Here is a 25,210-nt window from a genome sequence, read left to right on the forward strand (position 1 = left end):
AGCCCCGTACACTCATGAGGTTTACAACATGACTATTGGTGTAGTCGGTCGTAAATGCGGTATGACCCGTATTTTCACCGAAGAAGGTGTCTCCATTCCGGTCACGGTCATTGAGATCGAGCCGAATCGCGTCACCCAGTTCAAAACTGAAGAAACCGATGGCTATCGTGCAGTGCAAGTCACTGTCGGCGAGCGTCGTGCTTCGCGCGTGACTGCTGCTCAAGCAGGTCACTTCGCTAAAGCAAACGTTGCAGCTGGTCGCACTGTTATGGAGTTCCGTCTCGAAGACGGCGACTACCAGGCTGGCGATCTGATCAACGCTGAAATCTTCGCCGCTGGTCAACTGGTTGATGTAACCGGTCAGTCCAAGGGTAAAGGCTTCCAGGGTACGATCAAGCGTTGGAATTTCCGTGGCCAAGACAACACTCACGGTAACTCCGTTTCCCACCGCGTCCCGGGCTCTATTGGCCAGTGCCAGACTCCTGGTCGTGTATTCAAGGGCAAAAAAATGTCCGGTCATATGGGCGCTGAGCGCGTGACCGTGCAGTCCCTCGAAGTAGTGCGCGTCGACGCTGAACGCAATCTGTTGTTGGTCAAGGGTGCTGTTCCTGGCGCTACTGGCGGCAACCTGGTTGTACGTCCAGCGGCCAAGGCTCGCGGTTAAGGGGAAGCTGACATGCAATTAAATGTAAATGACGCTCAAGCGATCGAAGTTTCCGAACTGACATTTGGCGGCGAATTCAACGAGACGCTGGTTCACCAAGCAGTCGTGGCCTACATGGCCGGCGGCCGTCAAGGTAGCAAGCAGCAAAAGACCCGTTCCGACGTACGTGGTGGCGGTAAGCGCCCTTGGCGTCAGAAAGGTACTGGCCGTGCTCGTGCCGGTACTATCCGTAGCCCAATCTGGCGTGGCGGCGGTACCACTTTCGCAGCTCGTCCACAGGATCACACTCAGAAGCTCAACAAGAAGATGTATCGCGCAGCACTGCGCTCCATCCTTGCTGAACTCGTGCGTACTGATCGTCTGGTCGTGGTTCAAGACTTCGCTGTTGAAAGTCCAAAAACCAAAGATCTGCTGGGCAAACTGAACAACATGAGCCTGACCGACGTTTTGATCGTGTCGGAAGCTGTTGATCAGAACCTGTACCTGGCTGCTCGCAACCTGCCACACGTTGATGTACGTGACGTGCAAGGTTCCGATCCAGTTAGTCTGATCGCATACGACAAGGTGTTGATCACCGTGTCGGCCGTGAAGAAATTCGAGGAGCTGCTGGGATGAACCAGGAACGCGTATTTAAAGTTCTGCTTGGCCCGCACGTTTCCGAAAAGGCTACGGTTCTGGCTGACAAGAAAGGCCAGTTCGTTTTCAAGGTTGCAACTGACGCAACCAAGCTGGAAATCAAGAAGGCCGTCGAAAGCCTGTTCAGCGTGAAAGTAGAGCGTGTTACTACCCTGAATGTTCTGGGTAAGAGCAAGCGCACTGCTCGCGGTCTGGGCAAGCGTAATGACTGGAAGAAGGCAGTTATCTCCCTTCAGCCAGGCCAAGATCTCGATTTCAGCAGCAGTGCTGAGTAAGGAAGGGGTGCATCATGGCAATCGTTAAATGCAAACCGACTTCCCCTGGCCGCCGTTTTGTGGTCAAGGTGGTCAACCAGGAGCTGCATAAAGGCGCTCCTCACGCACCGCTGCTCGAGAAAAAATCGAAGACTGGTGGTCGTAACAACAATGGTCGTATTACCACTCGTCACATCGGTGGTGGCCATAAGCAGCATTATCGTCTGGTCGATTTCCGTCGCAACGACAAAGATGGCATCTCTGCCACTGTCGAGCGTATCGAATACGATCCAAACCGTACTGCTCACATCGCTCTGCTGCTGTACGCAGATGGCGAGCGTCGCTACATCATCGCCCCTAAAGGCGTGAGTGCTGGTGACCAGCTGATCGCAGGTGCTTTGGCACCGATCAAGCCGGGCAACGCTCTGCAACTGCGTAACATTCCAGTTGGTAGCACCGTACACGGCATCGAATTGAAGCCAGGTAAAGGCGCGCAAATCGCTCGTTCCGCTGGTGCTTCGGCTCAGCTGATCGCTCGTGAAGGTGTCTACGTGACCCTGCGTCTGCGTTCTGGTGAGATGCGTAAAGTGCTGGCTGAATGCCGCGCGACCCTGGGTGAAGTCTCGAACTCCGAGCACAGCCTGCGTTCGCTGGGTAAAGCTGGTGCCAAACGCTGGCGTGGCGTTCGCCCAACCGTTCGTGGTGTTGCCATGAACCCGGTTGACCACCCACACGGTGGTGGTGAAGGTCGTACCTCTGGTGGTCGTCATCCGGTATCGCCATGGGGCTTCCCGACTAAGGGCGCGAAGACTCGTGGTAATAAGCGTACCGACAAAATGATCGTCCGTCGTCGCAAGTAAATAGAGGGATACGACAGTGCCACGTTCTCTGAAAAAAGGTCCTTTTATTGATCTTCACCTACTGAAGAAGATCGAAGTGGCGGCGGAAAAGAACGATCGCAAACCAGTTAAAACCTGGTCGCGTCGTTCGATGATCCTGCCACAAATGGTCGGTCTGACCATCGCAGTACACAACGGTCGTCAACACGTCCCAGTTCTCGTTAACGAAGACATGGTCGGCCACAAACTGGGCGAGTTTGCCGGTACCCGCACTTATCGTGGGCACGTGGCAGACAAGAAAGCCAAGCGTTAAGGGGTTAGGAAATGGAAGTAGCCGCTAAGTTGTCGGGCGCTCGAATCTCCGCCCAGAAAGCCCGCTTGGTCGCCGACCAGATCCGCGGGAAGAAGGTGGGCGAAGCGCTCAACCTGTTGGCTTTCAGCAGTAAGAAAGCCGCCGAGATCATGAAGAAAGTGCTGGAGTCGGCCGTAGCCAACGCCGAGCATAACGAAGGCGCAGACGTTGATGACCTTAAGGTCAGCACCGTTTTCGTCAACGAAGGGCGTTCGCTGAAGCGCATCATGCCACGTGCCAAAGGCCGTGCTGATCGCATCGTCAAGCGGTCTTGCCATATCACTGTCAAGGTTGCTGACAAGTAACGGAGTCGAAGAGATGGGTCAGAAAGTACATCCCATTGGCATTCGCCTGGGAATCGTCAAGGAGCACACCTCCGTCTGGTACGCAGACGGTCGGACTTATGCGGACTATTTGTTCGCTGATCTGAAGGTGCGTGAGTATCTCCAAGACAAACTAAAAAGCGCGTCCGTAAGCCGTATCGATATCCATCGTCCGGCACAAACTGCACGTATCACCATCCACACCGCTCGTCCAGGTATCGTTATCGGGAAGAAAGGTGAAGATGTTGAGAAACTGCGTCAGGACCTGACCAAGCAAATGGGTGTGCCTGTGCACATCAATATCGAAGAGATCCGTAAGCCGGAGCTCGACGGTATGCTGGTTGCGCAGAGCGTAGCTCAGCAGCTGGAGCGTCGTGTAATGTTCCGTCGCGCTATGAAGCGCGCTGTACAGAACGCCATGCGCATTGGTGCCAAAGGCATCAAAATCCAAGTGAGCGGTCGTCTCGGCGGTGCTGAAATCGCACGTACTGAATGGTATCGCGAAGGTCGTGTGCCACTGCACACCCTGCGTGCCGACATCGACTATGCCAACTACGAAGCTCACACCACTTACGGTGTGATCGGTGTAAAGGTTTGGATCTTCAAGGGCGAAGTAATTGGTGGTCGCCAAGAAGAACTGAAACCACAAGCACCAGCGCCTCGTAAAAAAGCTGCTAAGTAAGGGGTACGCCAAATGTTGCAACCTAAGCGTACGAAGTTCCGCAAGCAGATGACAGGCCACAACCGTGGTCTGGCTCAGCGCGGTAGCAAAGTCAGCTTCGGCGAGTTCGCGCTGAAGTCTGTAGCTCGTGGTCGTCTCACCGCTCGTCAGATCGAGTCAGCGCGTCGTGCACTGACCCGTCACGTTAAACGTGGCGGCAAGATCTGGATCCGTGTATTCCCGGACAAGCCGATCTCCAAAAAACCTCTCGAGGTTCGGATGGGTAAAGGTAAGGGTAACGTGGAATACTGGGTAGCCCAGATTCAGCCAGGCAAAGTCCTGTATGAAATCGAGGGTGTAACTGAAGAGCTGGCGCGTGAGGCTTTTGCCCTGGCTGCTGCAAAGCTGCCGCTCGCCACCGCCTTTGTTAAACGGACGGTGATGTGATGAAAGCGAATGAACTTCGTGAAAAATCCGCACAGCAGCTGAACGAGCAACTGCTCGGCCTGCTGCGCGACCAGTTCAATCTGCGTATGCAGAAAGCAACTGGCCAGTTGGGGCAGTCTCATCTGCTCTCGCAAGTTAAGCGTGACATCGCTCGCGTGAAGACTGTGCTCAACCAGCAGGCAGGTAAGTGATCATGGCTGAAGCCGAAAAGACTGTCCGTACGCTGACTGGCCGTGTTGTCAGCGACAAGATGGACAAAACCATCACCGTACTGATCGAGCGTCGCGTCAAGCACCCGATCTACGGTAAATATGTTAAGCGTTCGACTAAGCTGCACGCGCACGACGAAACCAACCAGTGCCACATCGGCGACAAAGTCACTATTCGTGAAACTCGTCCGCTGGCCAAGACCAAGTCTTGGGCACTGGTTGATGTTCTCGAACGCGCTGTGGAAGTCTAAGGACTAGGGGTCGGAGAAATTATATGATTCAGACTCAATCCATGCTCGATGTGGCCGATAACAGCGGCGCTCGCCGTGTTATGTGCATCAAGGTGCTGGGTGGCTCCCATCGTCGTTACGCTGGTATCGGTGACATCATCAAAGTTACCGTGAAGGAAGCAATTCCTCGCGGTAAAGTGAAAAAAGGCCAAGTGATGACTGCTGTTGTAGTCCGCACTCGTCACGGCGTACGCCGTGCTGATGGCTCCATTATCCGCTTTGATGGCAACGCTGCTGTTCTTCTGAACAACAAGCAGGAGCCGATCGGCACCCGTATCTTTGGGCCAGTGACCCGTGAACTTCGTACTGAGAAGTTCATGAAGATCGTCTCGCTCGCCCCAGAAGTGCTGTAAGGAGATCCGACATGCAAAAGATTCGTCGTGACGACGAGATCATCGTGATCGCCGGCAAAGACAAAGGTAAGCGCGGTAAGGTGCTTAAGGTTCTCGCTAATAACCGTCTGGTTATCGGCGGTCTGAACCTGGTTAAGCGTCATACCAAGCCTAACCCGATGTCGGGCGTACAAGGCGGTATCGTCGAAAAAGAAGCTCCACTGGACGCTTCTAACGTCGCCATTTTCAACGGCGAAACCAACAAGGCTGACCGCGTTGGTTTCAAAGTAGAAGACGGCAAGAAAATTCGTGTCTTCAAGTCGACCCAAAAAGCGGTTGATGCTTGAACACTGCTAGGTAGAAGACCATGGCACGACTAAAAGAGATTTACTGGAAAGAAATCGCACCGAAGCTTAAGGAAGAACTTAAGCTTTCGAACGTGATGGAAGTTCCACGCGTTACCAAAATCACCCTGAACATGGGTTTGGGCGAAGCGGTCGGTGACAAAAAAGTCATCGAGCACGCTGTTGCTGACCTGGAAAAGATCACCGGTCAAAAAGTCGTTGTGACTTACGCTCGGAAATCCATCGCTGGCTTTAAAGTCCGTGAAGGTTGGCCGATCGGCGTCAAAGTGACTCTGCGCCGTGAGCGTATGTATGAATTCCTGGATCGTCTGCTGTCGATCTCCCTGCCTCGGGTTCGCGACTTCCGCGGCCTGAATGCCAAGTCCTTCGATGGTCGTGGTAACTACAGCATGGGCGTGAAAGAGCAGATCATCTTCCCGGAAATCGACTACGACAAGATCGATGCTCTCCGCGGTCTGGACATCACCCTGACCACCACTGCCAAGAACGATGATGAAGGTCGCGCCCTGTTGCGTGCTTTCAAATTCCCGTTCCGCAACTGATTGGAGTAGGACCATGGCCAAGATGAGCATGAAAAACCGCGAGCTGAAGCGTCAGCTCACGGTTGCCAAGTACGCCAAGAAGCGTGCAGCACTGAAAGCAATCATCGTTGATCTGAACGCAAGTCCAGAAGCACGTTGGGAAGCTACAGTTGCTCTGCAGAAGCAGCCACGTGACGCAAGCGCTTCGCGCATGCGTAACCGCTGCCGCCTGACCGGTCGTCCACACGGCGTTTACCGCAAGTTCGGCCTCGGCCGTAACAAACTGCGTGAAGCGGCAATGCGTGGTGACGTACCAGGTCTGGTTAAAGCCAGCTGGTAAGTACTTTCAACGTCCAGGCGGGCAGAATCGCAAGATACTGACCGCCGGTGACCTTGAATCTGGATCAAGCCCCTTTTGGGGCTTGTTTCATTTCCGGAGTGTGTCTAAAATACGCGGCTCGCCTGAGCCCGTGTTTTTTATGGCCGGAGATTCTCGGCGACATATGTAGCCGCAAGGCTAATTTTTTTGTATTAGGAGCGTCTAGCCCATGAGTATGCAGGACCCGTTAGCGGACATGCTAACTCGTATCCGTAATGCCCAGATGGCTGAAAAGTCCGTCGTAAGCATGCCATCTTCCAAGTTGAAGGTAGCTGTTGCCAAAGTCCTGAAAGACGAAGGCTACATTGCGGGTTATCAGATCAGCAGCGAAACCAAGCCACTGCTGTCCATCGAGCTGAAGTACTTCGAAGGCCGTTCGGTCATTGAAGAAGTGAAGCGCGTTAGCCGTCCAGGCCTGCGTCAGTACAAGTCCGCTGAAGATCTGCCGAAAGTTCGTGGCGGTCTGGGCGTGTCTATCGTCTCCACCAACAAAGGTGTGATGACGGATCGTGCTGCGCGCGCTGCCGGTGTCGGCGGCGAAGTTCTTTGCACTGTGTTCTAAGGGGGGATAAGCATGTCTCGCGTCGCTAAGAACCCCGTTAAGCTGCCAGCCGGTGTCGAAGTAAAATTCGCAGGCCAACAGCTTTCGGTGAAGGGTGCCAAGGGCACTCTTGAACTGAACATCCATTCGTCCGTTGAGATCGTTGAAGAAGCTGGTGAGCTGCGTTTCGCTGCTCGCAATGGCGATCAACAAACTCGCGCAATGGCCGGTACCACGCGTGCGTTGGTAAACAACATGGTCCAAGGCGTAAGCCAAGGCTTCGAGCGTAAGCTCCAGCTGGTCGGTGTTGGTTACAAAGCGCAAGCAAAAGGCACGGTTTTGAACCTGGCCCTTGGCTTCTCGCACCCAGTGGATTACGAACTGCCGGAAGGCATCACCGCTGAGACCCCTAGCCAAACCGATATCCTGATCAAGGGTATTGATAAGCAGCTGGTAGGTCAGGTGGCCGCTGAGATCCGCGACTTCCGTCCACCAGAGCCGTACAAAGGCAAAGGTGTGCGCTACGCGGACGAAGTCGTCCGTCGTAAAGAAGCCAAGAAGAAGTAGGGCATAGCAAATGACCGACAAAAAAGTTACTCGACTGCGTCGCGCTCGCAAAGCACGCCTGAAAATGCACGAACTCGAAGTCGTGCGTCTCTGCGTGTACCGCTCGTCGCAGCACATCTACGCCCAGGTCATCTCGGCCGACGGCAACAAAGTCCTGGCCAGCGCCTCGACTTTGGATAAAGAACTGCGTGATGGTGCCACCGGCAACATCGACGCGGCCACAAAGGTTGGCCAGCTGGTCGCTACACGTGCTAAGGCCGTGGGCGTCTCGCAAGTGGCTTTCGACCGCTCTGGCTTCAAGTACCACGGTCGCGTGAAAGCGCTGGCTGATGCTGCTCGTGAAGCTGGGCTGGAGTTCTAAGTTATGTCAAATAACGACCAAAAGCGCGACGAAGGCTACATTGAGAAGCTGGTTCAAGTTAACCGCGTAGCCAAAACCGTTAAAGGCGGCCGTATCTTCACTTTCACCGCGTTGACCGTGGTGGGTGATGGTAAAGGGCGTGTTGGCTTCGGCCGTGGCAAGTCACGTGAAGTGCCTGCTGCGATCCAGAAGGCAATGGAAGCTGCTCGTCGCAACATGATCCAAGTTGATCTGAACGGCACCACGCTGCAGTACGCAATGAAGTCCGCTCACGGCGCTTCGAAGGTGTACATGCAGCCTGCTTCTGAAGGTACCGGTATCATCGCTGGCGGCGCTATGCGTGCTGTCCTCGAAGTTGCTGGCGTCCAGAACGTTCTGGCCAAGTGCTACGGCTCGACTAACCCGGTAAACGTGGTTCACGCCACTTTCAAAGGTTTGAAAGCTATGCAATCTCCTGAGTCCATCGCTGCCAAGCGTGGTCTGACTGTCAAGGAGATCTTCTGATCATGGCTACCGTTAAAGTAACGCTGATCAAAAGCATGACCGGCCGCATTCCTAACCACAAACTGTGCGTTAAAGGTTTGGGTCTGCGTCGCATCGGTCACACTGTAGAAGTCCAGGATACTCCCGAGAATCGCGGGATGATCAACAAGGCTTACTACATGCTGCGTGTAGAGGGTTAATCGATGAAACTCAATGATCTGAGTCCAGCGCCGGGTTCCCGTCGCGAAAAGCATCGTCCGGGCCGTGGTATCGGTAGCGGTTTGGGTAAGACTGGTGGCCGTGGCCACAAAGGTCAAACCTCCCGCTCCGGTGGCACCATTGCTCCTGGCTTTGAAGGCGGTCAACAGCCGCTGCATCGTCGCCTGCCTAAGTTCGGTTTCGTATCCCTGAAAGCCATGGACCGCGCAGAAGTGCGTCTGTCCGAGCTGGCTAAAGTGGAAGGCGATATCGTTACTGTGCAGACCCTGAAAGATGCCAACGTGATCAACGTCAACGTACAGCGTGTGAAAATCATGCTGTCCGGTGAAGTGACTCGCGCTGTCACTATCGGCAAGGGAATCGGCGCCACCAAAGGTGCGCGTTCGGCTATCGAAGCAGCTGGCGGCAAGTTCGAGGAATAAATGGCTAAGCAAGGTGCTCTCTCAGCGCTCGGCAAAGGCGGTATGTCTGAACTTTGGGCTCGTCTGCGTTTTCTGTTCCTGGCGATTATCGTCTACCGAATAGGCGCACACATCCCGGTTCCAGGTATCAACCCGGACCGACTCGCAGACCTGTTTCGACAGAATGAGGGGACCATTCTTAGCTTGTTCAACATGTTTTCCGGCGGCGCGCTGGAACGGATGAGCATCTTTGCACTGGGGATCATGCCGTACATTTCGGCATCGATCATCATGCAGTTGATGACCGCCGTGAGCCCGCAGCTGGAGCAGTTGAAGAAGGAAGGTGAAGCTGGCCGTCGCAAGATTAGCCAGTACACCCGCTACGGCACTGTCGTTCTCGCCCTGGTTCAAGCTATCGGCATGTCCGTTGGCCTGGCGGGGCAGGGCGTTGCGTTCACTGGTGACTTTGGCTTCTATTTCGTCGCGGTATCCACGTTTGTGGCTGGTGCGATGTTCATGATGTGGCTGGGTGAGCAGATTACTGAGCGTGGTGTTGGTAACGGTATCTCGATGTTGATTTTCGCAGGTATCGTCGCCGGTCTTCCGAGAGCAATTGGGCAGTCTTTCGAGTCTGCACGTCAGGGTGATATCAATATCTTCGCCTTGGTTGCCATCGGTTTGCTGGCAGTAGCGATTATCGGTTTTGTGGTGTTCATTGAGCGTGGCCAGCGTCGTATTGCTGTTCACTACGCCAAGCGTCAGCAGGGCCGCAAGGTCTTCGCTGCGCAGACCAGCCACTTGCCGCTGAAAGTGAATATGGCCGGTGTTATTCCGGCAATTTTCGCGAGCAGCATTTTGCTGTTTCCGGCTTCGTTGGGTACCTGGTTTGGTCAGTCTGAAAATATGGGCTGGCTGCAGGACCTCTCTCAGTCGATCGCTCCTGGTCAGCCGTTGAATATTCTGCTGTTTAGTGCAGGGATTATTTTCTTCTGCTTCTTCTATACGGCGTTGATGTTCAATCCGAAAGACGTAGCGGAAAACCTGAAGAAGTCCGGTGCCTTTATTCCGGGTATCCGTCCAGGTGAGCAGTCGGCACGCTACATTGATGGCGTTCTGACTCGTTTGACCCTGTTCGGTGCTCTATATATGACGGCCGTGTGCTTGCTTCCCCAGTTCCTGGTGGTTGCAGCAAACGTTCCGTTCTACCTTGGCGGGACCTCGTTGCTGATCGTGGTCGTGGTTGTGATGGACTTCATGTCCCAAGTACAATCGCACCTCGTTTCGCACCAGTACGAATCCCTGATGAAGAAAGCCAACCTGAAGGGCTACGGCAGCGGCATGTTGCGCTGAGTACCCCATAAGGTTCGAGGAGTTGGTGATGAAAGTTCGTGCATCGGTGAAAAAGCTGTGCCGTAACTGCAAGATTATTCGCCGCGAAGGTGTTGTTCGAGTAATTTGCAGCGCGGAACCGCGTCACAAACAGCGCCAAGGCTGAGTGTGATCCGCTTGAAGCCCGGCAGCTAGTGCGCTGCCGGGTTGATTATTTGTTATTACAGCGATATTATCTCGCGCCCTATTTCTTGGCTTCCGGGGCGTAGGTAGCTGTCAATTGGAGTCCCACTGAATGGCCCGTATTGCAGGCGTTAACATTCCAGATAACAAGCACACTGTTATCTCGCTGACCTACATCTATGGTGTTGGTCGCACTACTGCGCAGAAAATTTGCGCAGACACTGGGGTAAACCCAGCCGCAAAGATCAAGGATCTGAGCGACGAGCAGATTGAGCTGTTGCGTGGCGAAGTGGCGAAGTTCACCACTGAAGGTGACCTGCGTCGCGAAATCAACATGAAAATCAAGCGTTTGATGGACCTCGGTTGCTACCGTGGTCTGCGTCATCGTCGTGGTCTTCCAGTACGCGGTCAGCGTACCAAGACTAACGCGCGTACCCGTAAAGGTCCGCGTAAGCCGATCCGCAAGTAATCGCCCACGCGAATCGACAGGAAAATTATCATGGCAAAACCTGCTGCTCGTCCTCGTAAAAAAGTTAAAAAGACAGTGGTTGATGGCATCGCCCACATCCATGCATCTTTTAACAACACCATCGTGACCATCACCGACCGTCAAGGTAACGCGCTGTCTTGGGCTACCTCTGGTGGTTCGGGTTTCCGCGGTTCCCGCAAGTCCACCCCGTTTGCTGCTCAAGTAGCTGCTGAACGTGCTGGTCAAGCTGCGCTGGAATACGGCCTGAAAAACCTCGACGTTAACGTCAAAGGTCCAGGTCCAGGTCGTGAGTCTGCTGTCCGTGCTTTGAACGGCTGTGGCTATAAGATCGCCAGCATCACCGACGTGACGCCAATCCCGCACAACGGGTGCCGTCCGCCGAAGAAGCGCCGCGTGTAATCCAGGAGATTGTAAAGAATGGCTCGTTACATTGGTCCAAAATGCAAACTCGCTCGTCGCGAAGGCACCGATCTCTTCTTGAAGAGCGGCGTGCGCGCGATCGAATCGAAGTGCAACATTGAAGCAGCACCTGGTATCCACGGCCAACGCCGCGGTCGCCAGTCCGATTACGGCACCCAACTGCGTGAAAAGCAGAAGGTCCGTCGTATCTACGGCGTTCTCGAGCGTCAGTTCAGCGGCTACTACAAAGAAGCTGCTGGCAAGAAAGGTGCAACCGGTGAAAACCTGCTGCAACTGCTCGAATGCCGTCTGGACAACGTTGTATACCGTATGGGCTTTGGTTCGACTCGTGCCGAATCCCGTCAGCTGGTATCGCACAAATCCGTCAGCGTAAACGGCCAAACCGTTAACGTTCCGTCCTACCAGGTTCGTGCTGGTGACGTGGTCGCGATTCGCGAGAAAGCAAAAAACCAACTTCGCATTGTCCAAGCTCTCGATCTGTGTGCCCAACGTGGCCGCGTAGAATGGGTAGAAGTAGACACTGAGAAGAAGTCGGGCGTTTTCAAGAACGTTCCTGCTCGCAGTGATCTGTCCGCCGACATCAACGAAAGCCTGATTGTCGAGCTCTACTCCAAGTAAGGGCTAGAAAATAGGTGCATCCATGCAGATTTCGGTAAATGAGTTCCTGACACCCCGCCACATTGATGTGCAGGTTGTCAGTCCAACCCGCGCCAAGATCACTCTCGAGCCTCTCGAGCGTGGTTTTGGCCACACCCTGGGCAACGCGCTGCGCCGCATCCTGTTGTCCTCAATGCCCGGCTGTGCAGTAGTCGAGGCCGAGATTGACGGTGTGCTCCACGAGTACAGCGCCATCGAAGGTGTACAGGAAGACGTAATTGAAATCCTGTTGAACCTTAAAGGTCTGGCTATCAAGCTGCACGGCCGTGACGAAGTTACGCTGACCTTGTCGAAGAAGGGTTCGGGGGTGGTTACCGCTGCCGATATTCAGCTGGATCATGATGTCGAGATCGTTAATCCCGATCACGTAATCGCTAACCTGGCGTCTAACGGCGCCCTGAACATGAAGCTCACCGTAGCTCGTGGTCGTGGTTATGAACCGGCCGACTCGCGTCAGAGCGATGAAGACGAAAGCCGCAGCATTGGTCGCTTGCAGCTTGACTCTTCGTTCAGCCCGGTTCGCCGTATCGCATACGTGGTGGAAAACGCCCGTGTCGAACAGCGTACTAACCTGGACAAGCTGGTTATTGATCTGGAAACCAACGGTACTCTGGATCCTGAAGAGGCTATCCGCCGCGCTGCAACCATTCTGCAACAGCAGTTGGCTGCGTTCGTCGACCTCAAAGGTGACAGCGAACCAGTGGTAATCGAGCAGGAAGACGAGATCGATCCGATCCTGCTTCGCCCGGTTGACGATCTGGAACTGACTGTACGTTCGGCTAACTGCCTTAAGGCGGAAAACATTTACTACATCGGCGACCTGATTCAGCGTACCGAAGTAGAACTGTTGAAGACTCCGAACCTGGGCAAGAAATCCTTGACTGAAATCAAGGACGTTCTGGCCTCCCGCGGTCTGTCCCTCGGCATGCGCCTCGACAACTGGCCGCCTGCAAGTCTTAAGAAGGACGACAAGGCGACTGCCTGATCGTCGTAATCACCGAACGTGAGTTTGGTAAGGAATGAACCATGCGTCATCGTAAAAGTGGTCGTCACCTGAGCCGTACCAGCTCGCACCGCAAGGCCATGTTTCAAAACATGGCGGTGTCGCTGTTCGAGCACGAGCTGATCAAAACTACACTGCCGAAAGCTAAAGAACTGCGTCGCGTTGCTGAGCCGCTGATCACTTTGGCCAAGACAGACAGCCTGGCTAACCGCCGTTTGGCTTTCGACCGTACCCGTTCGAAAGCTATCGTTGGTAAGCTCTTCAACGACCTGGGCAAGCGTTACGCTACCCGTGAGGGTGGCTACCTGCGCATCCTCAAGTGCGGCTTCCGCACTGGCGACAACGCGCCAATGGCGTACGTCGAGTTGGTTGATCGTGCTACTGCTGGCGAAGCTGTAAGCGCCGAGTAAGACGACACGCTGTAACGAAAAACCGGGCCTAGTGCCCGGTTTTTTGTGGGCGATAGAAAAGCCGTCTATATTTCTCAGGTCGCTGCCGGTTCTCTTATTAATCCAAACTCTATTCGCCCTGACGGGTTGTTAGTTATTTTCTATCAAAGTCCATGATTTAATGCATTTGATGGTGTCATCTTGATGGTCAATACTCCCTCCAAGCCGATTAGCCGGCAGTTCTAAGCCTGACCTGAGGAAGATTGAGCATGAGTACAATTCTGACTACCGCCAGCGGCGCTCCAGTCGCTGATAACCAGAACTCCCGCACGGCGGGCCCGCGTGGCCCATTGCTGCTCGATGACTTTCACCTCATCGAGAAGCTTGCGCACTTCAACCGTGAGAACATCCCTGAGCGTCGTGTGCACGCCAAAGGTTCAGGTGCGCACGGTACGTTTACCGTCACTCGGGACATCACCCAATACACCCGTGCCAAACTTTTTGAGTCCGTAGGCAAGCAGACCCCTACGTTTTTGCGTTTCTCTACGGTAGGTGGCGAGCGTGGCTCGGCAGATACTGCGCGTGACCCGCGCGGCTTTGCCTTGAAGTTTTACACCGAGGAAGGTAACTGGGACATCGTTGGCAACAACACCCCGGTGTTCTTCATTCGCGACCCGCTCAAGTTTCCGGATTTTATCCACACCCAGAAACGCTTGCCCCAAACCAACCTCAAAAGTGCCCAAATGGTCTGGGACTTCTGGTCATTGTCCCCAGAGGCGCTGCACCAGATCACAATTTTGTTCTCGGATCGTGGTACTCCAGACGGCTATCGTCACATGCACGGCTTTGGGAGTCATACCTACAGCCTTATCAACGCTAAAGGCGAGCGCCATTGGGTCAAGTGGCACTATAAAACCAAGCAAGGGATCAAGAACCTGACACCCGAGGAGGCAACACGTATCGCCGGTACCGATCCTGACTACGCGCAGCGTGACCTGTTTGCTGCAATTGAGCGCGGTGACTTTCCAAAGTGGAGCGTCAACATCCAGATCATGACCGAGGCTCAGGCAGCTGCTCACTACGAGAACCCGTTCGATGTGACCAAAACCTGGTCGCAGCAGGAGTTTCCGTTGATCGAGGTGGGTGAACTGGAGCTGAACCGTAATCCAGTGAATTACTTTGCTGAAGTCGAGCAGGCATGCTTCGGTCCAAGCAATATGGTTCCGGGTGTTGGGCTGTCGCCAGACCGTATGCTTCAAGGTCGCGTTTTCGCCTATGCGGATGCCCACCGCTATCGCGTTGGCACCAACCATCAGCAGCTGCCGATCAACTCCCCATTGAGTCCGGTCAATAACAACCAGCGCGATGGTTCCATGTCCTTTGGTTACGGTGGTGCGGCTCCTAACTATGAGCCCAACAGCTTTGCGGATACACCAAAGCAGGCGCCACAGTACGCTGAGCCGCCTCTGGCGCTGAGCGGTGCTGCTGACCGTTATGATCAACGTGAAGACACTGACTACTACAGCCACGCCGGTGCGTTGTTCCGCCTGCAGGACGACGCTCAGAAAACACTGCTGATTAACAACATAGCCGGCGCGATGGCCGGCGTTAGCAGTGATGTGGTTCAACGTCAGCTCCAGCACTTTTTCAAGGCTGATCCAGCTTATGGCCAAGGCATTGCAACTGCATTGGGCGTAACGCTTAGCTGACTCTAAACGAGAAGCAGAACCGCCCTCATTTGGGCGGTTTTTGCGTTATTTCCGCTACTTTTCTCTGAATGTCTTCGCTTTTCTGCCGTTTGTCCCGTGACCTTCGAGTCAGCATGGTTCAAACTACAGACTTTCAAGCAGGGAGATGTAGGGCGATGCAAGGTCACCCCGACGTAATCGATTACCTCAACACGTTGCTGACGGGCGAACTGGCAGCTCGTGACCAATATTTCATCCATTCGCGTATGTACGAAGACTGGGGCTTTACCGAGCTCTACGAGCGTATCAACCATGAAATGGAAGAAGAGGCACAGCACGCCGACGCGCTGATGCGCCGTATCCTGATGCTCGAAGGCACGCCGCGCATGCGTCCCGACGACCTGGACGTGGGCACCACGGTGCCTGACATGCTCGCTGCCGACCTTCGTCTCGAGTACAAGGTGCGTGCCGCGCTCTGCAAGGGCATCGAGCTTTGCGAGCAGCACAACGACTATGTCACTCGCGAGATCCTGCGCGTGCAGTTGAATGACACCGAAGAAGATCACACCTACTGGCTTGAAAAGCAGTTGGGGCTGATCAAGTTGGTCGGTCTGGAGAATTACCTGCAATCGCAGTTCTGATTTCCAGCTACAAAAAAGCCCCTGTCACCGCAACGTGACAGGGGCTTTTTCATGCGCCCGATCAATCAGGCTTTGTCGCGCGCCAACAGTGGCTTCAAGTAGTAACCCGTATGCGACTGTGGCATCTCGGAGACCTGCTCCGGCGTGCCCACCGCAATGATCTGGCCACCCTTGGAGCCGCCTTCCGGCCCCAGGTCTACCAGCCAGTCGGCGGTCTTGATCACATCGAGGTTGTGCTCGATCACCACGACTGTATTGCCGTGGTCACGCAAGCGGTGCAATACGTCGAGCAATTGCTGAATATCCGCAAAGTGCAGGCCCGTAGTCGGCTCATCAAGGATATACAGGGTCTTGCCCGTATCGCGCTTGGACAATTCACGGGACAACTTCACCCGCTGCGCCTCACCGCCTGACAACGTAGTCGCCGACTGCCCCAGCTTGATGTACGACAGGCCCACATCCATCAACGTCTGCAGCTTGCGCGCCAATGCCGGAACCGCGTCGAAGAACACCCGCGCTTCCTCGATGGTCATCTCCAGGGTTTCGTGGATGTTCTTGCCCTTGTACTTGATCTCCAGTGTCTCGCGGTTGTAGCGCTTGCTCTTGCACACATCGCACGGCACGTAGATGTCCGGCAGGAAGTGCATCTCCACTTTGATCAGGCCATCGCCCTGGCAAGCTTCGCAGCGGCCACCCTTGACGTTGAACGAGAACCGGCCAGGCCCATAGCCCCGTGAGCGAGACTCTGGCACGCCGGCAAACAGTTCGCGTATCGGCGTGAACAACCCGGTATAGGTCGCAGGGTTCGAGCGGGGTGTGCGGCCAATCGGGCTTTGGTCGATATCGACCACCTTGTCCAAGTGCTCCAGGCCCTTGATGCTGTCGTGTGCAGCCGCTTCCAGGGTGGTCGCGCCGTTCAGGGCGGTGGCACTCAGGGGGAACAGCGTGTTGTTGATCAGCGTCGATTTGCCCGAGCCGGAAACACCGGTCACGCAGGTCAGCAGGCCCAGCGGAATCTCCAGGTCGACATTGCGCAGGTTGTTGCCGCGCGCGCCCTTGAGGTGCAACGCCATTTTTTTGTTACGCGGCGTACGTTTGGCTGGCACTGCGATTTTCACGCGACCGGACAGGTACTTGCCAGTCAACGAGTCCGGGTGAGCCATCACTTCGGCAGGCGTGCCCTCGGCGACAATATGCCCGCCATGCACACCCGCACCTGGGCCGATGTCGACCACATAATCGGCCAGGCGAATCGCGTCTTCATCGTGCTCAACCACGATCACCGTGTTGCCGATATCGCGCAGGTGTTTGAGCGTACCCAGCAGGCGATCATTGTCGCGTTGGTGCAGGCCGATCGACGGCTCGTCGAGGATGTACAGAACGCCCACCAGGCCGGCACCAATCTGGCTGGCCAGGCGAATCCGCTGGGCCTCACCACCGGACAAGGTATCCGCGCTGCGATCCAGCGACAGGTAGTCCAGGCCGACATTGACCAGGAACTGCAAGCGCTCACGAATTTCCTTGAGAATCTTGTCGGCAATTTCCCCACGTCGACCGGTCAGCTTGAGTACACCGAAATATTCACAGGCATCGCCGATCGGCAGGTTGGTGACCGCCGGCAGTGTTTTTTCACCGACCCATACGTGTCGCGCCTCACGACGCAGGCGCGTGCCACGGCAGTCCGGGCAAGGTTGGGTGCTGAGAAATTTCGCCAGCTCTTCGCGCACGCTGGCCGACTCGGTCTCGCGGTAGCGACGCTCCAGGTTCGGCACGATGCCTTCGAACGGGTGGGAACGCTTAACGATATCGCCACGGTCGTTCAGGTACTTGAAGTCGACGTTCTGCGAACCACTGCCGTGCAGGATGACTTTCTGCTGCTCGGCCGGCAGTTGATTGAACGGCACTTCCAGGCTGAATTTATAGTGCGACGCCAACGACCCCAGCATCTGGAAGTAATAGACGTTGCGCCTGTCCCAGCCGCGTATGGCACCCTCCGCCAACGTCAGGTCACCATTGACCAGGCGCTTGATGTCGAAGAACTGCTTCACGCCCAGGCCATCGCATGTCGGGCAGGCGCCAGCCGGGTTGTTGAAGGAAAACAGCTTGGGTTCCAGCTCGCTGATCGCATGGCCGCAGATCGGGCAAGCAAAACGTGCGGAGAAGATGATCTCTTCGCCCGGTTCGTCATCCATTGGTGCGACCAGGGCAATGCCATCGGCCAGCTTCAGCGCGGTCTCGAACGATTCCGCCAAACGCTGCTGCAAATCGGCACGTACTTTAAAGCGGTCGACCACCACATCAATCGAATGCTTCTTCTGCTTGTCGAGTTTCGGCGCTTCATCCAGCTCATACAGCTTGCCGTTGATGCGCGCCCGCACAAAGCCCTGGGCACGCAGCTCTTCGAAGACCGACAGGTGCTCACCCTTGCGCTCACGGATCACCGGCGCCAGCAGCATCAGCTTGGCGCCTTCCGGCTGGGCCAGTACCAGGTCGACCATCTGGCTGACGGTCTGGGCTTCCAACGGAATGTCGTGATCCGGGCAACGGGGAATACCCACGCGGGCATACAGCAGACGCAGGTAGTCGTAGATCTCGGTGATGGTGCCCACGGTGGAACGCGGGTTATGGGAGGTCGACTTCTGTTCGATGGAAATCGCCGGCGACAGGCCTTCGATGGTGTCGACGTCGGGTTTTTCCATCATCGACAGGAACTGCCGGGCATAGGCCGACAGCGATTCAACATAGCGGCGCTGGCCCTCGGCATACAGCGTGTCGAACGCCAGGGACGATTTGCCCGAGCCGGACAAGCCGGTGATGACGATCAGTTTGTCCCGGGGCAGGGTCAGGTCGATGTTCTTCAGGTTGTGGGTTCTAGCCCCACGAATCAGGATCTTGTCCAAGATGGCCTCGCACGGCGGGCGTAAATAATGCCGGAGTATACGGCTAAAGACTGGATGAATATACACTGTCAAAGTGCCGGGTGCAGCCTTAGATGAAAGCTGCGCGGCAAAGCGCCGCATATACCCTCTCAATCGATGGGACTGGTAGAATCGCCGCCGGTTCACACGAGGTTTTTCCATGCACGATCCCCACAGCGAACGCATGAGTAGCGGCGAGACCCGAGCAGCAAGCGGTCTGGCCCTGGTGTTCGCGTTCCGTATGCTAGGCATGTTTATGGTGTTGCCGGTGCTGGCGACCTATGGAATGGATCTCGCAGGAGCGACCCCCGCACTGATCGGCCTGGCGATTGGCGCCTATGGCCTGACCCAGGCACTTTTTCAGATTCCGTTCGGGATCATTTCCGACCGTATCGGCCGTCGTCCCGTCATCTACCTGGGGCTGATCGTGTTCGCCCTCGGCAGTGTGCTCGCGGCGCAATCCGATTCGATCTGGGGTGTGATTGCCGGGCGCGTCCTACAGGGCGCCGGGGCGATTTCTGCGGCAGTGATGGCGCTGCTCTCGGACCTGACCCGCGAACAGCACCGCACCAAGGCCATGGCCATGATCGGCATGACCATCGGCCTGTCCTTTGCCGTTGCGATGGTGGTTGGCCCCTTGCTGACCCGCGCCTTCGGTTTGCACGGGCTGTTCCTCGCCACCGGCGGCATGGCGTTGTTCGGCATCGTGATCGTGGCCTTTATGGTGCCGCGCTCTACCGGCACGCTGGCGCACCGTGAGTCGGGCGTTGCACGCAAGGCGTTACTGCCGACGCTCAAACACCCGGACCTGCTGCGCCTGGATTTAGGTATCTTCGTGTTGCACGCAATGCTGATGTGCAGCTTCGTTGCGTTGCCCCTGGCACTGGTCGAAAAAGCCGGTTTGCCCAAGGAACAGCACTGGTGGGTGTACCTCACCGCACTGCTGATTTCGTTTTTCGCCATGATCCCGTTCATCATCTACGGCGAGAAGAAACGCAAAATGAAACGAGTTTTGCTCGGCGCCGTCGCGACGCTGATGCTCACTGAGCTATTCTTCTGGCAGTTCGGCGACAGCCTGCGGGCACTGGTAACGGGTACGGTGGTGTTTTTCACCGCGTTCAACCTGCTGGAGGCATCATTGCCTTCGCTGATCAGTAAAGTTTCACCGGCCGGCGGCAAGGGCACGGCGATGGGGGTGTATTCCACCAGCCAGTTCCTGGGTTCTGCGCTTGGCGGCATCATGGGCGGCTGGATGTTCCAGCATGGCGGTTTGTCGGTTGTGTTCCTGGGATGCGCCGGGCTGGCTGCACTTTGGCTGGCCTTTGCTGTTACCATGCGCGAACCTCCCTACGTCACAAGTCTGCGTTTGCCGCTATCGCCCGAGGCGATCCGTGAAAGCGGCCTGGTAGAGCGCCTAAAGGCCGTCGTAGGAGTAACAGATGCAGTGGTGGTTGCTGAAGAGGCGGCCATTTACATCAAATTGGACACCGAATTATTGGATCGCGCGACGCTTGAGCAACTGGTCAATCCAGTGCCGACAGCGCGCCCAGCCTAGGAGAACGTTATGGCCCGTGGGGTTAACAAAGTCATATTGGTCGGTACTTGCGGCCAGGATCCCGAAGTTCGCTACTTGCCTAACGGTAACGCCGTGACCAACCTGAGTCTGGCGACCAGCGAACAGTGGACCGACAAGCAGACCAACGAGCGCAAAGAGAAAACCGAGTGGCACCGCGTGTCGTTGTTCGGCAAGGTTGCAGAGATCGCTGGTGAGTACCTGCGCAAAGGTTCGCAGGTCTACATCGAAGGCAAGCTGCAAACCCGCGAGTGGGAAAAAGACGGCATCAAGCGTTACACCACTGAAATCGTAGTCGACATGCAAGGCACCATGCAGTTGCTGGGCGGCCGTCCACAGCAGGGCGACCAACAAGGCGGGGGCAATAACTACCAGCAGTCCGCTCCGGCCCCACGCCAGCAGGCTCCGCGCCCACAGCAATCGGCTCCGCAACAGTCGCGCCAGGCACCGCCTCCACAGCAGGCCGCTCCACAGCCGGCTCCGGATTTCGACAGCTTTGATGACGATATCCCGTTCTAAGGTCCCAGGCCCGGAACGAGCAAAACCCCCGCAGGCGAAAGCCTCGGGGGTTTTTTAATGCCTGCAATCAGGCGTCCGTCGCGGCCGCTGTGACCACCATCTCCTTGAACCTGCGCAAGACCGCCGAGCCGTCACCAATACGCGTGGCCAAATGCAACGGCGCCACCAGGCTCTGGCACTCGATCAGCTCGCGATAAACAATGCCATCGCCGCGCAGCCGCTGCATGGAGGCGGGCACGATGGAGACCCCAAGCCCTGCAGCCACAAGACTCAAGGTCGCCGTCATGCGGGGCGCTTCCTGCACCACCTGTGGGCTGAACCCGGCTTCACGGCAGGCCACCAGGATGGCGTCATACAAACCCAACCCCACGCGCCGGCGATAGAGCACAAAAGCCTCATCAGCCAAGGCTGCCAAGGGTAACGGCTGCCCCGCATCGAGTGCCAAGGGATGATCGGTCGGCAGGGCCAGCAGCATGGGCTCCACCAGGATAGGTTCGTCCTGCAGCAGCTGCGTGCCACTGAGCGGGGAGCGGATAAACGCGGCATCCAGTTTTTCCTGCACCAGCGCGTCCAGCAGCTCGCCGGTTCCTGCTTCCTCCAGTATCACCGAGACACCCACAAAGGCCTCGCGAAACCGCCGCAGCACGCTGGGCACAAACGGGTGCAATGCCGCCGAGCTGGTAAAGCCAATGGCGAGTCGGCCTCGCTCACCCCGGGCGGCACGGCGTACCACGTCGGTAATACCTTCGGCTCGGGCCAAAATATCTCGGGCCTCATCCAACAATGCCAGGCCCGCCGTGGTTGGGCGCACACCTCGGGGCAGGCGCTCCATCAGCACCACGCCCAATTGCGTTTCAAGACTTTGTAGCAAGCGCGTCAAGGGTGGTTGCTGCATGCCCAGGCGTTCCGCGGCGCGGGTGATGTAGCCTTCCTCGGCAATGGCCACGAAGGCTCTAAGCTGGCGAAGCTCCAACATAAGGATACTTTCAAGGTATGGGAGGTTGCCAATCCTGGCATTTGTTCTCATGGTTCACAAGATTTAGGCTGTGGCCACCTCTAACAAAGAAGGAAAGCCGCGATGACCTGGTCTGCCAAGCAATACACGATGTTTGAACAGCAACGCACCCGTCCGGTCCGTGACTTGGTTGCGGCTATTGCGAATGGCGAGGTCCGTAGCGCCGTCGACCTGGGATGCGGCCCCGGCAATTCAACCGAAGTGTTGGCCGATCGTTTCCCGCAGGCGCACATTACGGGTATTGACAGCTCTGACGACATGCTGGTCGACGCCCGCAAGCGCCTGCCGCAACTGAATTTCGAGCTGGCAGACATCGGCGCCTGGAGCCCGTCGCAGAAATACGATGTGATCCTCGCCAACGCCTCTCTGCAATGGCTGCCGGACCACGCCACGCTCTACCCGCATCTGGTCGACCAGTTGACACCTGGCGGCACCTTCGCCGTACAAACCCCGGACAACCTTGACGAACCGGCCCATCGGCTGGCCCGCGAAGTGGCGGCAGATGGCCCGTGGGCGGCCAAGATCGGTGCGGTCAAACATAACGAGCGGCACACCGCGAGTTACTACTACGAGTTGCTGAGCAAACATTGCAGCACTGTCGACGTATGGCGCACCACCTATCAACACCCGCTGGCCGATCACGCGGCGGTGGTGGAGTGGTTCAAGGCGTCGGCATTGCGGCCGTTTCTTGCGCCGTTAACCGACAGCGAAAAAGCCGCATTCCTGCAGCAATACCAGGCACGTATCACCCAGGCTTACCCAGCCCTGGCTGATGGCACTGTGTTGTTGCCTTTTCCACGCCTGTTCATCATCGCAACGCGCTGAAGGCCAGCAAGCGCAGGTCATCGTGCCGCCGCTTGCGCCTTCAAGTACTCATCCGTCGACACCACGCTGGCATACCCGAAAGCCAGCGAGGCCATATAAGCGCCATGCACCTGCGCGGCCGCAATCACCTGGCCATTGAATGCCTGGTCGCGGGTTGCGCAGGCGTCGTGAATCAGCGTGACCTTGTAGCCCAGGTCCGCCGCAGCCCGCACCACGGCGTCGATGCACATATGGCTCATGTTGCCGACCACCACCACGTCAGTGATGGCGCGTTGTTCCAGCACGCTGCGCAGGTTAGTCCCGCGAAACGCGTTCACAAAGTGTTTAAGCACCACCGGCTCGTTGCCCTCGTTGAGTACCTTGGCATGCAGGTGTGCGCCCTCGGAGCCTGGCGTGAAGAAGGGCGCGTCTTCGCTGGTGAATTCATGGCGCACATGGATGACGGCGTCGCCCGCCTGGCGAAATGCCTGCAGCACCTGCACAGCCTTGTCCGCCGCGGCTTCCACGCCATCGAGCTGCCACTTGCCTTCGGGGAAGTAATCGTTCTGGATATCGATGAGGATGAGCGCTTGCTTGGCCATGGGTGTCCTTATGAGGTTCGCAGTGCCTTGCATCTTAGCTGGCCCGTCGCCATCCACGCAGCTGCTTTGATGGCGGCGTCGTGCAGAACACCGTCCGTTTAAACCCCTGTCGTGCAGAATAAAACAGGCCTAGTGCCATCTCTGTGTCAGTAACTGTTTGATTTAACGGCCATCCTCCCCAGCCTTGCCTTGGCGTGATCCATGCAACCTTCCTTGCACACACATGGCAGGATCGCCAAGGGGGATGCATGACCCCGATTCAACGCAAAAAACGCGTAGTCGCCCACTCCACCCGACAAGGGGCGCCGCAGCATGAAGTCGAAACCAATCGCGCCCTCGCGCGCTGGCTGGCGCAGATCCTTGGGCTAAAATTCGGCGGCAGCTATGACCCGCGGCTACATGATGGCCTCGACTTATATGTCTTGCCCACCCAAACCCTGGTCGGCCCCGCTCAAGCGCAGCCGCTCAATATCAAAGGGCCGGAAGATCTGTGGGGCGGTTATGTCGATCACGCGTTCATCTGTACCAAAGCGATCACCCACGGCCTGCTAAGTCCTGACGCCACGGCGCCTGAAGGCTGGTCGCCAGCGTTCTGTGAACGTGTGCGCACGGTTGTTCTCGACGGGCTCAGCGTGTTTGCCCTTGAAGACGCATTGCCTGCCGCCACGCGCTTGCTCTACAGCGGGCCGATTCGCATGAAACCGGTGCATGCCTGTGCTGGACGCGGCCAGGAGGTTATCCACAGCCTCGACGCATTCGAGGCTTTGCTGGCGCGACCCGAAGCGGCGCAGCTGTTCAACGATGGCGTAGTGCTGGAGCAGGATCTGCACGACGTCACCACCCACAGTGTGGGCCAGAGCTTTATCGGCGATCACGTGATCAGCTACTGCGGCGAGCAATTTCTCACCCAGGACGGGCACGGCGAAGAGGTTTACGGCGGCTCGACCTTGCTGGTGGTGCCCGGTGGCTATGAAGATCTGCTTGAGCTCGATTTGCCCGACGATGTGCGCGAAGCCATCCAACAAGCCCAGGTCTTCGACAGTGCCGCCGATGAGGCCTACCCTGGTTTCTATGCCTCGCGGCGCAATTACGACATTGCCCAAGGCCTGGACAGTGACGGCCAACGCCGTAGTGGCGTGCTCGAACAATCCTGGCGCATGGGTGGGGCCAGCAGCGCGGAAGTCGCGGCGCTGCAAAGCTTAATCAATAACCCCGGCCTGCGGGCGATTCATGTGTCCTCGGTAGAGACCTATGTGGACCAACCGCTGCCGGCGCACGCTATTGAGGTGTATCGCGGCCCGGCCGAAAACAGCGACTTTCTTCTCAAGTATGTGACGGTTAAATCTTATGACGGCTAGAAGCGAAAGCATTGCGATCGATATTGACGACGAACAGATGAGCGGCACCTTCCTGAGCCCAAAATCCAAAGTCCCCGGCGTTTTGTTTGTGCACGGCTGGGGCGGCAGCCAGGAACGCGACCTGGAGCGCGCCAAAGGCATCGCGGGCTTAGGCTGCGTGTGCCTGACCTTCGACCTGCGCGGCCACGCCGGCACCGGCATTCCCTTGTCCCGCGTCACCCGTGAAGACAACCTGCGCGATTTGCTGGCGGCCTATGATCGGCTGCTCTCACACCCCGCCATCGACACCTCGGCCGTGGCCGTGGTGGGCACCAGTTATGGCGGCTATCTGGCGGCGATTCTCACCTCATTGCGCCCGGTACGCTGGTTGGCGCTGCGCGTGCCGGCGTTGTATCGCGACCAGGAGTGGCTCAAGCCCAAGCGCGACCTGGATAAGGCCGACCTGATGGATTACCGCAGCACCCTGGTACACGCCGAGACCAATCGCGCCCTGCATGCCTGCGCCAAGTTCAGCGGTGATGTGCTGATCGTCGAGTCGGAAACCGACGACCACGTGCCCCATGCCACCATCATGAGTTACCGCGCGGCCTGCCAGAACACCCATTCGCTGACCCATCGGATCATCGATGGCGCCGATCATTCGTTGAGCGACCCGGTGTCGCAGCAGGCCTACACCTCGATCCTGGTGGACTGGATTACCGAGATGGTGGTGGGGGAGCGGTTGAGCATTATTCAGTCACGATAGTGGGGTGCCCTTTAGGGCCTCATCGCGGGCAA

Annotated in this window: 37 protein-coding genes; 34 read left to right on the forward strand and 3 right to left on the reverse strand. The window is 56.7% G+C overall.

Annotation, left to right across the window (positions count from 1 at the left end):
* Nucleotides 1-28 precede the first annotated feature (28 nt).
* From rplC to bfr, 29 genes are all read left to right on the forward strand, one after another.
* The gene (gene rplC, locus ASE80_RS28775; RefSeq protein WP_003194649.1) at nt 29-664 is read left to right on the forward strand and encodes a 50S ribosomal protein L3; all 636 of its coding nucleotides are present in this window, start codon (nt 29-31) and stop codon (nt 662-664) included.
* A 12-nt stretch (nt 665-676) separates the two neighbouring features.
* The gene (rplD, locus tag ASE80_RS28780) at nt 677-1,279 is read left to right on the forward strand and encodes a 50S ribosomal protein L4 (protein ID WP_017135963.1); all 603 of its coding nucleotides are present in this window, start codon (nt 677-679) and stop codon (nt 1,277-1,279) included.
* Complete coding sequence (gene rplW, locus ASE80_RS28785; RefSeq protein ID WP_002555488.1) at nt 1,276-1,575, forward strand: 50S ribosomal protein L23; 300 nt, start codon at nt 1,276-1,278, stop codon at nt 1,573-1,575. The genes rplD and rplW overlap by 4 nt, the downstream gene beginning before the upstream one ends.
* 14 nt (nt 1,576-1,589) lie before the next feature.
* Nucleotides 1,590-2,414 (forward strand): 50S ribosomal protein L2, encoded by an 825-nt coding sequence (rplB, locus tag ASE80_RS28790; RefSeq protein ID WP_003176423.1) that lies wholly within the window; start codon nt 1,590-1,592, stop codon nt 2,412-2,414.
* Nucleotides 2,415-2,430: 16 nt separating this feature from the next.
* Nucleotides 2,431-2,706 carry a 30S ribosomal protein S19 gene (gene rpsS / locus ASE80_RS28795; protein WP_002555486.1) on the forward strand — a complete coding sequence of 92 codons (276 nt, stop codon included), beginning with the start codon at nt 2,431-2,433 and terminating at the stop codon, nt 2,704-2,706.
* Between the two features lie 11 nt (nt 2,707-2,717).
* Entirely contained in the window at nt 2,718-3,050 is a 333-nt protein-coding gene (gene rplV, locus ASE80_RS28800) for a 50S ribosomal protein L22 (RefSeq protein ID WP_003103908.1), read from the forward strand.
* A 13-nt stretch (nt 3,051-3,063) separates the two neighbouring features.
* Complete coding sequence (gene rpsC / locus ASE80_RS28805) at nt 3,064-3,750, forward strand: 30S ribosomal protein S3 (RefSeq protein ID WP_003176422.1); 687 nt, start codon at nt 3,064-3,066, stop codon at nt 3,748-3,750.
* Nucleotides 3,751-3,762: 12 nt separating this feature from the next.
* On the forward strand, nt 3,763-4,176 hold the full coding sequence (rplP, locus tag ASE80_RS28810) for a 50S ribosomal protein L16 (RefSeq protein WP_003232424.1): 414 nt from the start codon (nt 3,763-3,765) through the stop codon (nt 4,174-4,176).
* On the forward strand, nt 4,176-4,367 hold the full coding sequence (gene rpmC / locus ASE80_RS28815) for a 50S ribosomal protein L29 (RefSeq protein ID WP_002555481.1): 192 nt from the start codon (nt 4,176-4,178) through the stop codon (nt 4,365-4,367). Before rplP ends, rpmC begins: the two co-directional genes overlap by 1 nt.
* A 2-nt stretch (nt 4,368-4,369) precedes the next feature.
* On the forward strand, nt 4,370-4,636 hold the full coding sequence (gene rpsQ / locus ASE80_RS28820) for a 30S ribosomal protein S17 (RefSeq protein ID WP_003176419.1): 267 nt from the start codon (nt 4,370-4,372) through the stop codon (nt 4,634-4,636).
* A 23-nt stretch (nt 4,637-4,659) separates the two neighbouring features.
* Nucleotides 4,660-5,028, forward strand: a complete 369-nt coding sequence (gene rplN / locus ASE80_RS28825; protein WP_002555479.1) for a 50S ribosomal protein L14 — start codon at nt 4,660-4,662, stop codon at nt 5,026-5,028.
* Nucleotides 5,029-5,039: 11 nt separating this feature from the next.
* Nucleotides 5,040-5,354, forward strand: a complete 315-nt coding sequence (gene rplX / locus ASE80_RS28830) for a 50S ribosomal protein L24 (protein WP_003176416.1) — start codon at nt 5,040-5,042, stop codon at nt 5,352-5,354.
* A gap of 20 nt (nt 5,355-5,374) precedes the next feature.
* A complete protein-coding gene (gene rplE / locus ASE80_RS28835) occupies nt 5,375-5,914 on the forward strand; it encodes a 50S ribosomal protein L5 (protein ID WP_003176415.1) in 540 nt (179 codons plus the stop codon).
* Between the two features lie 13 nt (nt 5,915-5,927).
* Nucleotides 5,928-6,233, forward strand: a complete 306-nt coding sequence (rpsN, locus tag ASE80_RS28840; protein WP_003176414.1) for a 30S ribosomal protein S14 — start codon at nt 5,928-5,930, stop codon at nt 6,231-6,233.
* Between the two features lie 208 nt (nt 6,234-6,441).
* The gene (gene rpsH / locus ASE80_RS28845) at nt 6,442-6,834 is read left to right on the forward strand and encodes a 30S ribosomal protein S8 (RefSeq protein ID WP_010566853.1); all 393 of its coding nucleotides are present in this window, start codon (nt 6,442-6,444) and stop codon (nt 6,832-6,834) included.
* Between the two features lie 12 nt (nt 6,835-6,846).
* Nucleotides 6,847-7,380, forward strand: a complete 534-nt coding sequence (gene rplF / locus ASE80_RS28850) for a 50S ribosomal protein L6 (protein WP_003176412.1) — start codon at nt 6,847-6,849, stop codon at nt 7,378-7,380.
* A gap of 10 nt (nt 7,381-7,390) precedes the next feature.
* Nucleotides 7,391-7,741, forward strand: coding sequence for a 50S ribosomal protein L18 (gene rplR, locus ASE80_RS28855; RefSeq protein WP_017135964.1), 351 nt, complete (start codon nt 7,391-7,393; stop codon nt 7,739-7,741).
* A 3-nt stretch (nt 7,742-7,744) separates the two neighbouring features.
* Nucleotides 7,745-8,245 carry a 30S ribosomal protein S5 gene (gene rpsE / locus ASE80_RS28860; protein WP_003176409.1) on the forward strand — a complete coding sequence of 167 codons (501 nt, stop codon included), beginning with the start codon at nt 7,745-7,747 and terminating at the stop codon, nt 8,243-8,245.
* Nucleotides 8,246-8,247: 2 nt separating this feature from the next.
* Entirely contained in the window at nt 8,248-8,424 is a 177-nt protein-coding gene (gene rpmD / locus ASE80_RS28865; RefSeq protein ID WP_003176408.1) for a 50S ribosomal protein L30, read from the forward strand.
* A 3-nt stretch (nt 8,425-8,427) separates the two neighbouring features.
* Nucleotides 8,428-8,865, forward strand: coding sequence for a 50S ribosomal protein L15 (gene rplO, locus ASE80_RS28870; protein ID WP_003176407.1), 438 nt, complete (start codon nt 8,428-8,430; stop codon nt 8,863-8,865).
* Nucleotides 8,866-10,194, forward strand: a complete 1,329-nt coding sequence (gene secY / locus ASE80_RS28875) for a preprotein translocase subunit SecY (protein WP_016969470.1) — start codon at nt 8,866-8,868, stop codon at nt 10,192-10,194. It abuts the gene before it with no gap.
* 28 nt (nt 10,195-10,222) lie between these two features.
* Nucleotides 10,223-10,339: a 50S ribosomal protein L36 gene (rpmJ, locus tag ASE80_RS30565; RefSeq protein WP_002555468.1), complete on the forward strand. Its 117-nt coding sequence runs from the start codon at nt 10,223-10,225 to the stop codon at nt 10,337-10,339.
* Nucleotides 10,340-10,468: 129 nt separating this feature from the next.
* Nucleotides 10,469-10,825, forward strand: coding sequence for a 30S ribosomal protein S13 (gene rpsM / locus ASE80_RS28880; protein ID WP_003210063.1), 357 nt, complete (start codon nt 10,469-10,471; stop codon nt 10,823-10,825).
* A gap of 30 nt (nt 10,826-10,855) precedes the next feature.
* Nucleotides 10,856-11,245: a 30S ribosomal protein S11 gene (gene rpsK, locus ASE80_RS28885; RefSeq protein WP_002555466.1), complete on the forward strand. Its 390-nt coding sequence runs from the start codon at nt 10,856-10,858 to the stop codon at nt 11,243-11,245.
* A gap of 18 nt (nt 11,246-11,263) precedes the next feature.
* Complete coding sequence (rpsD, locus tag ASE80_RS28890; protein ID WP_003210056.1) at nt 11,264-11,884, forward strand: 30S ribosomal protein S4; 621 nt, start codon at nt 11,264-11,266, stop codon at nt 11,882-11,884.
* 22 nt (nt 11,885-11,906) lie between these two features.
* Entirely contained in the window at nt 11,907-12,908 is a 1,002-nt protein-coding gene (locus tag ASE80_RS28895; RefSeq protein WP_003176403.1) for a DNA-directed RNA polymerase subunit alpha, read from the forward strand.
* A gap of 41 nt (nt 12,909-12,949) precedes the next feature.
* A complete protein-coding gene (gene rplQ, locus ASE80_RS28900) occupies nt 12,950-13,336 on the forward strand; it encodes a 50S ribosomal protein L17 (RefSeq protein ID WP_007918448.1) in 387 nt (128 codons plus the stop codon).
* A gap of 248 nt (nt 13,337-13,584) precedes the next feature.
* Nucleotides 13,585-15,024 (forward strand): catalase, encoded by a 1,440-nt coding sequence (locus tag ASE80_RS28905; protein WP_371920518.1) that lies wholly within the window; start codon nt 13,585-13,587, stop codon nt 15,022-15,024.
* A gap of 155 nt (nt 15,025-15,179) precedes the next feature.
* Nucleotides 15,180-15,644, forward strand: a complete 465-nt coding sequence (bfr, locus tag ASE80_RS28910; protein ID WP_015886133.1) for a bacterioferritin — start codon at nt 15,180-15,182, stop codon at nt 15,642-15,644.
* A 65-nt stretch (nt 15,645-15,709) separates the two neighbouring features.
* Here bfr and uvrA read toward each other — a convergent pair whose 3' ends face one another.
* Complete coding sequence (uvrA, locus tag ASE80_RS28915) at nt 15,710-18,544, reverse strand: excinuclease ABC subunit UvrA (protein ID WP_056861895.1); 2,835 nt, start codon at nt 18,542-18,544, stop codon at nt 15,710-15,712.
* 178 nt (nt 18,545-18,722) lie between these two features.
* Between uvrA and ASE80_RS28920 the strand changes: the two genes are divergently transcribed.
* Together ASE80_RS28920 and ASE80_RS28925 are read left to right on the forward strand one after the other, a co-directional pair.
* Entirely contained in the window at nt 18,723-20,117 is a 1,395-nt protein-coding gene (locus ASE80_RS28920; protein WP_056861896.1) for an MFS transporter, read from the forward strand.
* Between the two features lie 9 nt (nt 20,118-20,126).
* Entirely contained in the window at nt 20,127-20,654 is a 528-nt protein-coding gene (locus ASE80_RS28925; RefSeq protein WP_056861897.1) for a single-stranded DNA-binding protein, read from the forward strand.
* A 67-nt stretch (nt 20,655-20,721) separates the two neighbouring features.
* On the opposite strand, the gene ASE80_RS28930 is transcribed toward ASE80_RS28925, so the two are convergent.
* Nucleotides 20,722-21,630, reverse strand: coding sequence for a LysR family transcriptional regulator (locus ASE80_RS28930; protein ID WP_056861898.1), 909 nt, complete (start codon nt 21,628-21,630; stop codon nt 20,722-20,724).
* Between the two features lie 102 nt (nt 21,631-21,732).
* Here ASE80_RS28930 and tam point away from each other — a divergent pair, with 102 nt between their 5' ends.
* Complete coding sequence (gene tam / locus ASE80_RS28935) at nt 21,733-22,494, forward strand: trans-aconitate 2-methyltransferase (protein ID WP_056861899.1); 762 nt, start codon at nt 21,733-21,735, stop codon at nt 22,492-22,494.
* 17 nt (nt 22,495-22,511) lie between these two features.
* Here tam and ASE80_RS28940 read toward each other — a convergent pair whose 3' ends face one another.
* A complete protein-coding gene (locus tag ASE80_RS28940; RefSeq protein ID WP_056861900.1) occupies nt 22,512-23,075 on the reverse strand; it encodes a cysteine hydrolase family protein in 564 nt (187 codons plus the stop codon).
* Between the two features lie 248 nt (nt 23,076-23,323).
* Here ASE80_RS28940 and ASE80_RS28945 point away from each other — a divergent pair, with 248 nt between their 5' ends.
* On the forward strand, nt 23,324-24,433 hold the full coding sequence (locus tag ASE80_RS28945) for a DUF3182 family protein (RefSeq protein WP_056861901.1): 1,110 nt from the start codon (nt 23,324-23,326) through the stop codon (nt 24,431-24,433).
* A complete protein-coding gene (locus tag ASE80_RS28950) occupies nt 24,423-25,178 on the forward strand; it encodes an alpha/beta hydrolase family protein (protein WP_017135976.1) in 756 nt (251 codons plus the stop codon). The genes ASE80_RS28945 and ASE80_RS28950 overlap by 11 nt, the downstream gene beginning before the upstream one ends.
* The last annotated feature ends 32 nt before the right edge of the window (nt 25,179-25,210 follow it).

The sequence above is a fragment of the Pseudomonas sp. Leaf15 genome, from assembly GCF_001421425.1.
Classification (GTDB): domain Bacteria; phylum Pseudomonadota; class Gammaproteobacteria; order Pseudomonadales; family Pseudomonadaceae; genus Aquipseudomonas; species Aquipseudomonas salomonii.